Annotated in this window: 15 protein-coding genes; 7 read left to right on the forward strand and 8 right to left on the reverse strand. The window is 57.2% G+C overall.

The window, feature by feature from the left end:
* Positions 1-9: 9 nt before the first annotated feature.
* From EPK99_RS04570 to EPK99_RS04580, 3 genes are all read right to left on the reverse strand, one after another.
* Positions 10-1260: a DUF5996 family protein gene (locus EPK99_RS04570; RefSeq protein WP_128441502.1), complete on the reverse strand. Its 1251-nt coding sequence runs from the start codon at positions 1258-1260 to the stop codon at positions 10-12.
* A gap of 86 nt (positions 1261-1346) precedes the next feature.
* The gene (locus EPK99_RS04575; RefSeq protein ID WP_128441504.1) at positions 1347-2282 is read right to left on the reverse strand and encodes a pirin family protein; all 936 of its coding nucleotides are present in this window, start codon (positions 2280-2282) and stop codon (positions 1347-1349) included.
* Between the two features lie 158 nt (positions 2283-2440).
* Entirely contained in the window at positions 2441-4213 is a 1773-nt protein-coding gene (locus tag EPK99_RS04580) for a monovalent cation:proton antiporter-2 (CPA2) family protein (RefSeq protein ID WP_128441506.1), read from the reverse strand.
* A gap of 280 nt (positions 4214-4493) precedes the next feature.
* Between EPK99_RS04580 and alaE the strand changes: the two genes are divergently transcribed.
* Positions 4494-5024, forward strand: coding sequence for an L-alanine exporter AlaE (alaE, locus tag EPK99_RS04585; protein ID WP_205909071.1), 531 nt, complete (start codon positions 4494-4496; stop codon positions 5022-5024).
* Between the two features lie 106 nt (positions 5025-5130).
* Here the strand turns inward: alaE and EPK99_RS04590 are convergent, their stop codons facing one another.
* On the reverse strand, positions 5131-5790 hold the full coding sequence (locus EPK99_RS04590; protein WP_020808264.1) for a hydrolase: 660 nt from the start codon (positions 5788-5790) through the stop codon (positions 5131-5133).
* 150 nt (positions 5791-5940) lie between these two features.
* On the opposite strand from EPK99_RS04590, the gene EPK99_RS04595 reads away from it, so the two are divergent.
* Entirely contained in the window at positions 5941-6828 is an 888-nt protein-coding gene (locus EPK99_RS04595; RefSeq protein WP_164901692.1) for a LysR family transcriptional regulator, read from the forward strand.
* A gap of 3 nt (positions 6829-6831) precedes the next feature.
* Here EPK99_RS04595 and EPK99_RS04600 read toward each other — a convergent pair whose 3' ends face one another.
* The 3 genes from EPK99_RS04600 to EPK99_RS04610 form a co-directional block, all read right to left on the reverse strand.
* Positions 6832-7230 carry a hypothetical protein gene (locus EPK99_RS04600; protein ID WP_128441513.1) on the reverse strand — a complete coding sequence of 133 codons (399 nt, stop codon included), beginning with the start codon at positions 7228-7230 and terminating at the stop codon, positions 6832-6834.
* Between the two features lie 89 nt (positions 7231-7319).
* Entirely contained in the window at positions 7320-9473 is a 2154-nt protein-coding gene (locus tag EPK99_RS04605; RefSeq protein ID WP_128441515.1) for a metallophosphoesterase, read from the reverse strand.
* 4 nt (positions 9474-9477) lie between these two features.
* Positions 9478-10002, reverse strand: coding sequence for a hypothetical protein (locus tag EPK99_RS04610; protein WP_128441517.1), 525 nt, complete (start codon positions 10000-10002; stop codon positions 9478-9480).
* Between the two features lie 139 nt (positions 10003-10141).
* Here EPK99_RS04610 and EPK99_RS04615 point away from each other — a divergent pair, with 139 nt between their 5' ends.
* Genes EPK99_RS04615 through EPK99_RS04635 form a run of 5 tightly spaced genes read left to right on the forward strand, consistent with a single transcriptional unit; the run spans position 10142 to position 13478 of the window.
* Complete coding sequence (locus EPK99_RS04615; protein WP_128441520.1) at positions 10142-10447, forward strand: hypothetical protein; 306 nt, start codon at positions 10142-10144, stop codon at positions 10445-10447.
* A gap of 3 nt (positions 10448-10450) precedes the next feature.
* On the forward strand, positions 10451-10819 hold the full coding sequence (locus tag EPK99_RS04620) for a helix-turn-helix domain-containing protein (protein ID WP_113559408.1): 369 nt from the start codon (positions 10451-10453) through the stop codon (positions 10817-10819).
* Positions 10803-11657 carry an ImmA/IrrE family metallo-endopeptidase gene (locus EPK99_RS04625; RefSeq protein ID WP_205909046.1) on the forward strand — a complete coding sequence of 285 codons (855 nt, stop codon included), beginning with the start codon at positions 10803-10805 and terminating at the stop codon, positions 11655-11657. Before EPK99_RS04620 ends, EPK99_RS04625 begins: the two co-directional genes overlap by 17 nt.
* Positions 11650-12447, forward strand: coding sequence for a thymidylate synthase (locus tag EPK99_RS04630; RefSeq protein WP_128441524.1), 798 nt, complete (start codon positions 11650-11652; stop codon positions 12445-12447). Before EPK99_RS04625 ends, EPK99_RS04630 begins: the two co-directional genes overlap by 8 nt.
* A complete protein-coding gene (locus tag EPK99_RS04635; protein ID WP_128441526.1) occupies positions 12444-13478 on the forward strand; it encodes a nucleotide kinase domain-containing protein in 1035 nt (344 codons plus the stop codon). Before EPK99_RS04630 ends, EPK99_RS04635 begins: the two co-directional genes overlap by 4 nt.
* Here EPK99_RS04635 and EPK99_RS04640 read toward each other — a convergent pair.
* Positions 13462-13836 (reverse strand): holo-ACP synthase, encoded by a 375-nt coding sequence (locus EPK99_RS04640; protein WP_128441528.1) that lies wholly within the window; start codon positions 13834-13836, stop codon positions 13462-13464. The two genes, EPK99_RS04635 and EPK99_RS04640, sit on opposite strands and share 17 nt — an antisense overlap.
* Between the last annotated feature and the right edge of the window lie 148 nt (positions 13837-13984).

Consider the following 13984-nt stretch of genomic DNA (forward strand, 5'->3'; position numbering starts at 1 on the left):
TTGACCGCTTCACTTGCGGAGCACGTCCTGCCACTCTGGATGCCGCTCGATCTGCGCTTTCGCAAAGGGGCACAGGGGAATGATCGAGACCCCATCGCGCCGTGCATCCTCGATCGCCTGACGAACAAGACGTTCCCCGACCTTTCGGCCCCGCAAGGCGGCAGGCACATCCGTATGGTCGATGATGATGAGTTGCGCGCCGGCGCGGCTATAGGTCATCTCCGCTTCGACGCCGTCGATGACGAGGTGGTAGCGACCCTTGGAAGCACCATCCTCCCGCTCGACCTCGCCGGCAACCGCCGATGGCGCAGCCTGCGACGGCCTGGCCTTCAGCGCGCGCACCTTGCCGCGCTCGCCATGGCTGCATTCGAGCAGATCCCTGTCCCAGCCACCCAATTCGGCGGCCGCCTCATAGGTCGAGACCAGGAAGGAGAGAAGCGCTGCATCCGGATCGCTTGCCGTCTGCACCGCCTCATAAGGCAGGATGAACTCCGACAGACCCTCATGCCAGAAAGCCGCATCCGGCTTGACGGACGCCGTTCGGAAGCCACCCGGCGCGGGATAGGCATAGGCGTAGAAGGCCGGATAGTCTATGCCGCCGCCGCCCGGCCAGAAGCCCGCCGACGACACTTCGTGATCATAGGCTTCCTGCGCCACGTCATCCGGCAGGGCCGGAACACCGCCGGGATGAATGGGCGCGGGACGACCGGAGAACCGTGTGACGGCCAGGTCGAAACTCCCCCAGAAGAGGTGCACCGGACTGGACTTGCCGAGAAAGGATGTCCGAAACGTCTTGAAGACACCGTCAATGGCCATCAGGGCCTGATGAAATCTCCGAACGGCTTCGCGGTCGTAAGGCCGGTCCCGATGATCCTCCTCGAAGGGCACCGGATCCGCCACCTCATTCGGCTGACCGTGGAATTCCGGTGTTCCACCGAGCTCGGAAATCAGTCGAATGAAGGCCGCATGGAACTCAGCGATCGTCATGTCGTGCAGAGCGAGCGAGGCCTTGCGCCCGTCGCCGCTCGTTCCCAAGACGCGGTGATCGTGAAAATCGAACGCGATCTCGATGCCGGGGCCGTCAGGGATGAGCGAGGATGTCAGACCGGACGGCGCGACATAGAAAGTCGCGTTCCATGAATGGTTGAGCCAGGGGGTATGGGCCAGTCGATATTTGCCGACCACTTGCAGGTAGAGATGCAAGGCCGAGCACGTTTCACGCCAGCTGAGATAATCGAGGGTAGGCCATTTGCTGCTCATGGGATATCCAATCTTAGAAAGAGGGCGAAGGGATGACGGCCTGGGCGAACCGGTCGCGCTTGCCGGACGCGGTTGCGCCCGGACCCTCAGTCCGGAAGCGGGATGTGCTCGTCGCGGTCATCGGCAGGCAGATCGAAGCGACCCTTGCCCCAATTCTCTGCCCGCCATTCCGCCTTGGCCGCTTCGATGCGCTCCTTGGATGATGCAACGAAATTCCACCAGACATAACGCGGGCCGGAAAGCGTCGCACCGCCGAGGATCATCAAACGCGCGCCGCGCTCGCCTGCCGCGACGGTGATCTTGTCGCCCGGACGGAACACCATCATCTGCGGCGCTTCGAAGCTTTGACCGGCGATCGAGATCGATCCTTCGACGATATAGATGCCCCGATCCTCGTGGTTGTCCGGCATCGGGAAGAGCGATCCGCTCTCCAGTGTCACATCGGCATAGAACGTCTCGGAGAACATGGTGGCCGGCGCTACCTCGCCATAGGCATTGCCGAGGATCAGCCGCACCGTGGTTCCGCCGTCCTCGATGACCGGCAGGGAGGCCTTGCCGTGGTGCTCGAAGCTCGGATCGACATCCTCGTGGCTGTCTGGCAGGGCGAGCCAGGTCTGGATCCCGAAGAGGCTGCTCGGGCCGGTGCGCGCAGTGGCCGTCGTGCGCTCCGAATGCGACACGCCGCGGCCCGCGACCATCCAGTTCAGCTCGCCGGGCCGGATCACCTGATTGGCGCCGGTGCTGTCGTGGTGATGAAAATCGCCGCGATAGAGATATGTGACCGTTCCAAGGCCGATATGCGGATGCGGCCGGACATCGATCCCCTGCCGTGTGAGCAGTTCGGCAGGTCCAGCCTGATCGAAGAAGATGAACGGACCGACCATCTGGCGCTTTGGCGCCGGCAAGGCACGGCGCACTTCAAAACCGCCGATATCGCGCGCACGGGGAATGATCAGGGTTTCAATTGCATCACTGCTGACCTCATCGGGACAGCCTGGTTCGATTGCCGGGTTCCAACTCATGTCTGGTCGCCTTTCCTTTGTTTACCAGGCGCGGATTTGCACGCGGCGCCCTTCTTGCTGCTCGTGTCCCGGAACTCGCCATGCGGCCGACGCCGGGGTGATGATGGTCTCGAGATCCGGCGCCGGGCTGGTTGCCTTCCCGCAGGACCTCTTCGGGCTCAAGCTCTCGTTTGATGGGCTCTGGCACCGCTGAGCGGTTCGGGAACGGGTCGGACATGCAGGTGGCCCGCACCCGACATAGCATTGCCCTGCACCTGTTCGGACAGGCGCTCATAGTCGCGGCGACGGACGTCTTCCGCCGCTTCCTCGACCTCTATCTCGGCAAAGCCGAGCGCACGCAGGCCGGCCGCGCCCATCTGGTAGGCGGATTCAACGGTTTCGCGGATCTCGAAATCCACGCCGGCGCGAATCAGTTCGACGGCGTGACCGCGATCGTAGCTGCGCACCAGTATCTTGGCCTGGGGGAATTCGTGCTGTGCCAGCTCCACGATATGGAGGGCAGCCTTGGGGTCATTGATGCAGACGATCAGCGCATCGGCCGTACCGGCGCCGGAATGGTGCAGCGTATCGAGGCGTGTGCCGTCACCGAAGAAGACCTTGAAGCCGAAACGCTCTGCTTCACGGATCCGGTCGGGGTTGGAATCGATGACCGACAGGTGGACGCCCTTTGCCAGGAGGAGTTGCGAGGCGATCTGTCCAAAGCGGCCAAAGCCGATGATAAGCACCCGGCCGCTCAGATTTTGCGCGGCTTCGACACCATGCATCTGCGGCGCGCTGCGCAGGAAACGGTCCGCCGCAATCATCAGGAGCGGTGTCAGCGCCATGGAGAAAATCACCACCGTCGTGAAGACGGAATTCGCACGCGCATCGATGACGCCGCCCGTCGCGGCTGCCGCGTAAAGCACGAAGGCGAATTCGCCGCCCTGCAGGAACATCGAGGTTCGATGGATTGCGTCGTGAACGGAACTGCCGAAGACACGCGCAACACCGAAGACCACGGCGCCTTTTGCCAGCGTGAAAGCGAAGAGCATGGCCAGAAGAAGAAGCCATTCGGCGGCAACAACGGAAAGGTCGAGCGACATACCCACCGCCAGGAAGAAGAGCCCCATCAGCAGGCCGCGAAACGGCTCGACATCGCTTTCGATCTGGTGCCGATAGCTCGAGCTCGACAGCATGACACCGGCGAGGAAAGCGCCCATCGCCATGGAAAGCCCGGCCATATCCATGAGCCAGGCAGCGGCGAGCACCACCAGCAGGGCGCCGGCCGACATGACCTCGCGGGTCCGCGCCCGTGCCAAGAGGGCGAAGAACGGGTTCAGCCCCCACTTTGCCACGCCGATCAGTACAAGCAGAGCGCCAATGCCCAAGAGGATGCTCGTCCACCCGGCCTGGCCGTCCGATAGGGGAGAGAGAAGGGCCACGACTGCCAGGAGCGGCACGATCATCAGATCTTCGAATAGAAGAATGGAAACGGATTGCTGCCCCTCCGGCGTGGAAACCTCGCCACGATCCTGAAGCACCGACATGATAACGGCTGTCGAGGAGAGGACGAAACCGGCGCCCGCAATAAAGGCGACGGGGGCGGACAGGCCGAAGACCAGCATTCCCGTCAGGGCAAGCGCGGCAATGCCCAGCGCCACCTGCAGCAAGCCGAGGCCGAAAATCTGCCCGCGCATGGACCATAATTTCTGCGGGCGCAATTCCAGTCCGATCACGAACAGGAACATAACTACCCCAAGTTCGGAGAAATGCAGGATGGAAAGCGTATCGGTAAAGAGGCTGAGCACCGATGGGCCGACCAGGACACCGGCGGTAAAATAACCGAGCACCGAGCCCAGGCCGAGACGGCGAAACAGCGGCACCGCCGCAACGGCGGCTCCCATCAGAACAATAGCAGGACCGATCGTCTGTCCCAGGCTCACGTCAGCCATGCACTCACCTTCAATTCGGCCGCCTCAACGACCGACATCAGCCGACGGCGCCTTTTCGCTCCTTCGACGTTTCTAGGTTGAACATCCCGCCGACGCCGACATGATTGGTAGCCTTGCAACAACTCGCTAGATAGTCGCGCAAACTGCAATAATCTGTCTCGAAAAACGCAACGCCTAATGGAGGCTATCCGCGTTACCATTTCTCTAAGACACGCCGACGGCCGGTTGCACATGGCCGGCTGCAAGGGACAAGTCCGCATTCATCGACAGAGAGGTTACCATCACCCAGTCTCCAAGCAAATCTGCAAATACGCAGCCAGGCAGCGATGCAAGGGAGGCTCACCTCCCGGACCGGTCCACCCGTCGCCGCTCATTCCTCGCCGATACGGTGGCGCTCCTGATTTTCTTCACGGCAACCGGCGCGCTCAACGAGCGCTTCATTGCCGGCATGAGCTGGGAGGAAGTCTGCAATGCCCGGCTCCTCGGTGCCGTACTCATGGTTCCGGTGGCACGGCCCTATGGCTTGTGGCGGGATTGGATGATGAAGCGCGCCGGCGAGGCCACGATGTCGCAGCTCTTCTGGGACAGCCTCTCCCTGATGACGTTTCAGGTGCCGATCTATGCGGCCATCATAGCCATCAGTGGCGCCAAAGGCGGCGGCCTGCTGAGCGGCGTTCTCGGCGCGGCCGTCATGATGCTAGTGCTCGGCCGCCCCTATGGCGCCTTTCTAAACACGGTGCGACGGCTCTTCGGCCTTCCGAAGGGTGGCTCGAAGCCGATGTCGTTAAACACCGAGACCGGATCGCCTTGATCGCGCTTGGCCGCTATCGGAAATCGTTGCCGGCAGGGGCGATGCGGACGACCACACGGATGGCCCCGGGCCATCGCTGTTTGCGGCACCGTCCCCCGCCGTCGCTTTAAAGACCGCCCTTGCTCGTCGGGGTCGGCGTGTTTAGCAATTGCTGCTCCCAGAGATAGGCAATGCCGCTGCCGCTCATGTGAGAGATCAGCACTTCCGTCAGTTCCTCGACATGCTCGGTGCGTGCCCAGTCCCGCTGCCACTCACCCGCCAAAGCCATCCACGTCATCATGTTGACGCCGGCCGCGATCATCCGCTGGATAGCGACCTGATGCGATTCCAGCGAACTTCCGCCCGAGGCGTCGGTAATGACGGTCACGTCCCAGCCTTCGCCGGCGGCCTGAATGGCCGGCATCGCCACGCAGACCTCCGTCCACAGACCAGCAATGATCAGCTGCTTGCGGCCCGTCGCCTTGACCAGCTCGACCACTTTCTCGTCCTCCCAGGTATTCACCCAGGTGCGGTCGATGACCTCCTGGCCAGGGAAGACATCGGTGATATGCTTGAAGATCTTGCCGCCGCGATCGGCGATCACGCTGGTGAGAATGGTCGGAACGTTGAAGGCTTTCGCCAGCTTGGCCAGGGCCGTCACGTTGTTGACGATCGCTTGCGGATCGTGGCTATTGAGATTGGTCAACTGATAGGGCTGGTGATCGATCAGAACGAGGACGGAATCCTCGGGCCGAAGCAGGGTATCGAGGCCGTTACGAAAGGTCATGGAAATATCCTATGTTGGCGGTTCGTCGGGCGTTCGCAGGCTGACTGCATCGGAGGGCTCTCCTACGCGACCAGCCAAACCTGACATTCTCTTACCCACGCTGGTAGCCGCAGGACGCGTGACGCGATGTTGCAGGAAGAGGAACACGAATTGGACATTGAGGATCTGAGGATATTCGTCGAAACCGCAGATGCCGGCGGCGTATCTTCAGCGGCGCTGCGTCTAGGCATGTCTAAATCGATGGTCAGCCGCAGGATCGCACAACTGGAATCAGAGCTTGGCGTGCAGTTACTCGCCAGAACCACCCGTGGCATTGCGCTGACGGAAGCTGGTGCAACTTTCAGGGAATACGCAGCCCGGACTTTTGCGGAACTGGACGTGGTCCGGGAAACGATCCTTCCAGCAGGAGAGCTTCGAGGCCGTATACGCGTCGCCGCACCGCTCACATTCGGCCCGACGCATTTTGCTCCCGTTCTGTCTCAGATGGCACGCCTGCATCCACGTCTGCAGATAGATTCCTCCTATACGGACCGCTTTGTCGATCTTGTGGAGGAAGGTTTCGACTGTGCGATACGCGTCGGGTATCTGCCGGATTCAACTCTGGTGGCGCGGCGCATCGGCCCCTTACTTGGCGCGCTGGTCGCGAGCCCTGCCTATATCGAGGCGCATGGTGCTCCCGCCACGCCGGACGAAATCGTCAATCACGAAGCCGTTCTTCGCACCAATGAGGCTTGGCAATTTACGGTGGACGACAAGATCGTTACGGTTCGCCCTCGGGGACGCTTCGTCGCCGACAACGCCGTGTCGCTGGTGGCGGCTGCACTCGACGGTTTGGGACTCGCCTACGTTCCAGAACTGCTGGTTGCCGATCATATCTCGTCAGGCGCCCTTGTGCCGATTATGAAATCTCATCCAATTCCGCCTGCCGCAATCTTTATCGTGCGACCGCCTAGCCAGTATCCGTCACGGAAAATACGGGTGCTCACTGACATGCTGATCGAATGCTTTGGAACTTCCTCTCCTGGAGGCGATGCGTAGGCCTCAGCGAAGGATCGCCGCCTTGAACCAATTCGAACCTCCGACCGGTAGTTCGCCAGGCACAAATCGGAAAATCCGTGCCTTGACCTTCAACGTATCGATAAGAAAGTTGAACACGAACATCTCACGCGGGGCGACAACCAGATTTGGCGGATCCCGCGTCCCGCAATTAACAAATTCATCGCGCCGGCCGGTCGGCAACCTGAACTCTTCGTCTCGGTTGTTAAGACCGACAAAATTACCTGACAGCTCGAAGGGCCTGGCACCGGATCGCCTCGCGAATTCCAGCAGAGCAAGCTCATAGCCGTAGCCGATCCAGGCCTGCTCGCCGAGTTTGCCCAGCAAATCGTCTCCGGGAAGCCATCCAAATTCAGCCACTTCAGTGAGATCAGGAATGATCATGGAACCTCCTGTTCCCGGAATCTAAGCCGAAGTCAGCCATAAATTCCAGTTATCCCCGCTGTGCAGATTTGCCGAGCCTGCTCTGGTCTTCATCCATTTCTGTTGACGGGAGTCAACGCTATGATCGAAGGCACAATCGTTGCAATGCTACCCGACCATGCCTCACGATGGGCTGCCAGTTTGCGCGATTGCTGGTATGTCTGATTAGCCATTACCAGACTACGAAGATGCTGAACCAACGGGGATTTTTCACCTTGTCTATCGATCATCGAGAGATAGGTGAGGAGAGTTTTCAACCCTTCGGCCGGGATTAGCAGACCATCAATGTCCGCAGCGGAAGACGCCTCTTTGATATCGTTGAGCGACCTCACCCATTCTCTCAGTAATACCTCTTGGAACGGCTCGCCTCTGGTATCGCCAGACAGGGTGAGAGCTAGCATAAAAAGCTTTTCTGGACTCTGATCCACCCAGCGATCGAAAACGGGGACTGCTACCTGACCCGGACCCTGCGGCTTGAATCTGGCGTCCGTGGTTACCGTGGTGATGGTGCCAAGGTTAGCCTTAAGGTGATCTGCTAACTCGCTTTGCAGTAATCGAAGCTCTGCCATGTTGACCGGCCACCACTGCGAAAACTCTTGCGCACGGTAAAATCCAATCACATCGATTGAAAATTTATGGCGTAAAGTTTCACGCTTCCGAACCTGCATCATAGTAAAGGAAGGAAATGCCTCGTCTTCACCATTTCGATCGAAATCTCGCAGAGGATCGACGAGTACAGCGAGCGCTCGAGAAGATGGTTCTTTTTCCAAGAGCCTCACGATCCGGTCAATTTGATTTAGCTTTCCGCCGAATAACCTGAGGCGCGATCCGTGTGGATATGGGAAGTCATTGTCCCGACTAGACCGTTCTAGCTGCCACCACTGAACAAGGTCCTCAAGCCAGTTCTGCATTTCCTCGTCTGTCACACCGTTTGAGCGGGGGTACTGAGACGGTAGTTTGAGCGAGCCCTTCCTCGTATCCGACGGGTCGTAGTGCACGATAAGGGTTTCGCCGATGTGGGATTTTGCTTTCTGAACGGCGCGCGCGTAGAGCTCGTCGAGATTAGATCCTTGTACAATAACCGGCGCGCCTTCCACATTCCGCAGACCGACAAGCGTAAGAGATACAGGCTCCGACACTGTTAAATCGAGCGCCGTGCGGGGGAGGTCAATTCGTTCGACCGAGATCTCCGGCGTATACGGGAGGCCTTTTAGCGTTAGCAACAGCGCCGCGTCATGATCTGCTCCATCTTGTAAAGTACCCGCAGACACGACGGCGATGCGATGCGGAGAATCGGGATCGGTGGACTGAACGTATTCGTAGCGAAAATTATGCTCGTGCTTGTGCCCATGAATTGCCGCAGCAACATTCGTTTCTTTCAAGACGGAGCGCAACTGTTCGAGATTGGTGATGCCCTCGAAAGGTTTGTACTCCACCCGAAAACTTGGCGACCTAAGATGGTGATGCATGACGGCCAGCCTTACCTGCGAGCCCGCTGTAGGTTGCGGTGTATCATCGACAGTCTGGCGAAATACCTTCAATTGGTCATTCGAGATATTCGCCATATCGTAATCAAGAAGGCGCCCAAGTGCAGCTTTCACTTGTTCCTCGAGGATTCCGTTGCCCTGAGCCATTTTCTTCGGCAACTCATCCCAGACAGTTGCCAGGTCTTTGGGAACATTTGCGCGAACCTGCGACCAATTGCTCGTATTCAAGGGGTATATGGCCCATTGAGCGTCGTCCGCGACGAGGCGATGTCGAACCGTATCTGAAGGCTTTTGGGGATCGAGGCCATCGATCCATGGAACGATGCAACCCTTGTCGCGCCACACGGAAGCAAAATCTGCGTAACGTTCTTCCGAGCCCGGCGGCGATCCCTTCAGAACATCGTGGTTTCCTGGCGTGGAAACTATCTTGGCGGCGTCGATTCCGAATTCTTGGAAGGCGTCAACAATTGATTGGTATGCCGCGTCGTGGCTGCCTTTCGACCCCTTGTCTTGCGCGTCTCCGGCAAAGATCACAGCCTCGAGTGTGAAATGTCTACCCCGAAGATAGTCGGCGATTGAACTCAGCAATTCTCCCGTGGCCGCAATCCGGCTCGGGTTTTCGATCTTGGGAATCGAAGGCGACTTGATTTCGTCGCGCTTCAGTATGCCTGCCAGGTGTAAATCGGTGAGGACCAGAAATCGTGCTTCGCTCGCCATTCGTTCAACCCTGCTGATCGGCTGGGATGAGAAACTGGCGCTCAGTAAGCTGTTGCCTGCGAACCAGGACTAGTGCTTCTAAATCGAATTTGTGTTCAGCAGCGAGAACGAAAATCCACTGGAGCATGTCGAGATTGGCTTGTTTTGCAATCGGGAGGAATTCTTCGAAGTGATCGATTTTTTCACAAGCATCGCAAAACCTACCTGAAGCGTCCGCAATATCCTCCAGAAGTCCGGAAACGAACTTGGCATCGGCTCTCACCTGGAAATCACGATCCAACCGCTGAGAAAGAACGTTCGCAGCGCTGAGCATCACCAAAAGAGCGTCCACAAGCGTCCGGCTCAAAACCGATAAATCATTTGGATGCAAAGCGACGCGGCCGGCATATTTGGCGTAATGCAAACCATAATGCTTGAGCCGATCCATGCGCGACAGACAAATAATGTCGGTATGGTTGCGTCTGTCATGTTGAAATTGCTGCTGCTGCCACCGAAGTAATGTTTCCGGCTTCATTGCATCCAAGCTCATTTGCTTCCTCCGGTTATTTCTGTGGCTGCTTCGTTGAAGATAGACTTTAGCGCCGTCGCTATTTCAAGAAGAATTTTCGCGCCCCTTGCAAATCCGGTTGTGTAGGATTATCTTACGGGTCGGTAAGGAGTTCGTACCAATGACCAAAGATGAAGTCAAGAATGCCCTGCTGCAAGTGCTCGATCGCGTACAGTCGCTGAGCGGATGCCCAAGTCCTGCTCTCAAGGGCTCCGATGTTCCTGGAAAAGTGCTGGAGAGCTTCGACAGTACAGTTTGGCCAGTCGCGACTGGTTGGCTTGCGAAGAAGCTCGACATCATCATCCCCAATGATGTCCATATCTTCGGAACGTTGGACGGAAAAACCCTCCTAACTATCGACGAAAGCGTTGACCTGGTCCTCGCGAAGAAGCAAAGCAAGCCCCCGATTACGGTCGCGGCGGAGTAGTACATGAGCGAAAAAGATAGACAAAAAAGAATTGCGGACCGGATTAAGGAGGCACGGCAACTGTCAGGCCTGAGCCAGGGGCAGGCTGCCAAGATGCTGGAGATGCACAGGCCGACGATCAGTGAGATCGAGAACGGTAATCGGAAAGTGTCAGCGACCGAGCTCGCACAGTTCGCGGAAATCTACGAGGTTTCAATCAATTATCTGATGGGAGAAGGCCCAGATCAGATGAACCCCTCAGACCCGAAGCTTCAGCTTGCCGCCAGAGAACTGAGCAAACTGAGCCCAGATGCGTTGAACAGTTTGATGCGCGCGCTTGCGGTCATCCAGGGGGACGATAAGGATGACAATTCTGATGACGGCAAAGCGTAATCTCATCCTACAGGCATCCCAAGCGGCAGCCGACGCGCGTGATCAAGCAGGCGTAGACGATATCGATCCGATCGACGTTTACACGGTTGCGGATCGGCTCGGTTTGCGAGTGCGTTTTCTCAAGGTTAGTATGGAAGGGCTCTACAAGAAAGGCCCTCCCGCGATTACCTTTTTATCGTCGCTGCGGCCGGTTCCAAGACGCGCCTTCACGTGTGGACACGAGCTCGGACATCATTGGTTCGGGCATGGATCGACGATTGATGAGCTTAAAGAGGACGACCGCAAGTCGTCTGATAAGCCAGAGGAAATCTTGGCTGATGCGTTTTCGTCGTTCTTGTTGATGCCATCGATAGGTATCCGGAGGGCTTTCGCATCCCGCAAATGGGACATTTCGGCCCCATCACCGCTTCAAATAGCAACGGTAGCAAGCGAATTTGGCGTTGGGTATGGGACTCTAATCTCTCATTTGACCTATGTGCTTCACCACATAGACGTGGAGCAACGGGCCGCTCTACTGAAGACGAAACCCCAGCAAATACGGCGCTCTTTTATCGCCGACGACACACTGACAGCTCTGCCGGTCTTCGACCGACACTCGCTAACCTCCACTGTCGACCTCGACATTGGCAATGGTATCGCACTTCCCATGCTCAGCGAGATCAGGGGCGAAGGTTTGGACTATCTGCAAGATGGTGGGGATTTCGCCATCTATAAAGCGACAAAGCGCACCCAATTAAAGGTTCGGACCGGCATGCGTCAAATGACTGTGCGTATCGGCCCTACGGAATACGAAGGCTTGATGAAACACCGACACGTTGAGGAGGAAGATGATGACTAAGTCCGGATCGCCACGGTTGATTGAGGCAAGCGGTCTTTCGATCGCGTGGGGCCATGTCCTGTCTGAGCTGACAGCACCCGGTTGCACAGAAATTTCGCCGCTGACACTTTCGATCACTGGTTTTGACGAGGGATATCCCGTGGAGAACCAGAATATTCGAGCAGCGCTCGATCATTGGTTGGAAATCACAGGCAAACGGGGATGTGAAAATGTCGCATTCACGATTTTTCCCGAACGATATTATTTGCTCGCGCAAGGCAACCGCGCAGAGTTCTTCGAAATGTACCGAGAGGCATTTCAACGCATCCAAAAATTAAATCCGCAAAACAACAAGAAAGGCTCCTACTTCCAGCGGCTGATAGATTTTGAGGGCGGGGGCAAGGGTTTCAATCAGTTGGAGTGGATCCTTGCCGAATACGAACGTCGCCCAAGCGGCCGCAGATCCAGATGGCAGGCGACAACTTTCGATCCACACCGTGATGTCAGCAGGACATCGCTTCAAGAATTCCCATGCCTCCAGCAGGTCAGTTTCACGTTCTCCGAAACGAACGGCTTGATCGTCAACGCCTTCTATGCGACGCAGCAGATCATCCGAAAGGGATACGGAAACTACCTTGGCCTTAGCCGACTTGGTCGTTTCATGGCGCATGAGATGGGATTGAAGATGGAACGGCTCAACGTATTTGTAGGCGTCGCTCAAGCGGACGATCTGAAAAAAACGGACCCAGATTTTCTTGCAATGATGGCCGTTATTAAGGCCGAACTGCAGAACGCCCCGGTTCCCGCGTGACTGCTGAACGAAAGCTTGCGTCGCAACCATTTACAATAGGCTCGAACCGGTTTTCGAGCCTTGAGGTTACGCCGGTTTTCGACGCCTATTGGCAATTTGCTGCGGAGCGGCAGGAAATCTATTTCCGAAGAATTGAGAGGCGGCTCGGTCCTTGGACCGACGATCCAATCCTGAAGCAGTTTCGATTCACCAACGCCTATCGAGCCGCTGATCGTGTCAGCCAATACCTGATACGATCAGTGATTTACGACCCAAACCTCGATCGAAATCCCGACGAGATTTTCTTTCGCACGATCCTGTTCAAGATTTTCAATAAAATCGAGACCTGGGAGGTCCTGACCGAGCAATTGGGCGCGCTCACATGGAACGCGTTCCAGCCTGCTGCGATCGATAAGGTCCTCTCCAAAGCCCAGCAGAATGGAGGCCGAATTTACTCTGCGGCCTACATCATGCCTCCTGTAAAATTGGGGCCGACTGACGGGGTGAAGCACCGCGGACATCTGGCTCTTCTTGAACTCATGATGCGGGAACGGGTTTATGAACGCATTCAGGAAACGCAAAGCCTGAAGCAGGTCTATGAAATTTTGACCGCCTTTCCGTCGATAGGTCCATTCCTCGGCTATCAGCTGACGATCGATCTCAACTACTCGTCGCTGATCCATCATGAAGAAAGTGACTTTGTTGTCGCCGGCCCCGGAGCTCTCGACGGTATTTCAAAATGCTTCGTAAACGCCGACAATCTGCAGCCTGCCGATATTATTGAGTTCATGACTGACCGCCAGGAACTAGAGTTCGAGCGTTTAGGTCTGAACTTCAAATCTTTATTCGGCCGCCGCCTACAGCTTATCGACTGCCAGAACTTGTTTTGCGAAATCAGCAAATATTCACGGGTGTCGCATCCTGACATCCCTGGGCGAGCGGGCCGCACCCGCATCAAACAGGGTTTTCGCGAGCACGGCGACGCGCCGCGACCGTTCTTCCCGCCCAAATGGAATCTTACCGTGCCGACAGGTGTCAACCTGACGCAATGACGACTGCGGCTGCAGCGTTCTGCGTATGCGTAATACTCAGAAGCCAGGACTTGATCTGCATCTCCTTAGCCCGGAGAGCGGCTTGGCCAGAAAGATGAATGGTGGGCTGACCGGCTGACGCGCGGATTTCAATCTCCGTCATTGCAGTGCCCTGCTGTAGACCACCAAGCACTTTTAGGACAGCTTCTTTGGCAGCAAATCGACCGGCCAGACGGTCGATTTGGCTGGTGCTGTTCGCCGCTTCGCCGAGCTCAAAGGGGCTAAATACTCGGCCCAGCACTACGATATCGTCTAAGGCATAAAGCGCGCGGAACTGCGGGATTTCTACGAGGTCAAGACCGATACCAATAAGAAGCACGCTCTAACGTGCCGCACTCTTGCGCAATTCCGGATCTTTGATCTTATCTATGGCTTCGCGCCGCTCCTCCGAAGCTCTCTGAGCCTTCTGCAAAATCACTTCCATCGCAGGGCGATGTTTCTCAATCGCAGTCGAAACCTTTTCGCCG

Origin of the sequence: Neorhizobium lilium (assembly GCF_004053875.1) — a bacterium.
GTDB lineage: Bacteria > Pseudomonadota > Alphaproteobacteria > Rhizobiales > Rhizobiaceae > Neorhizobium > Neorhizobium lilii.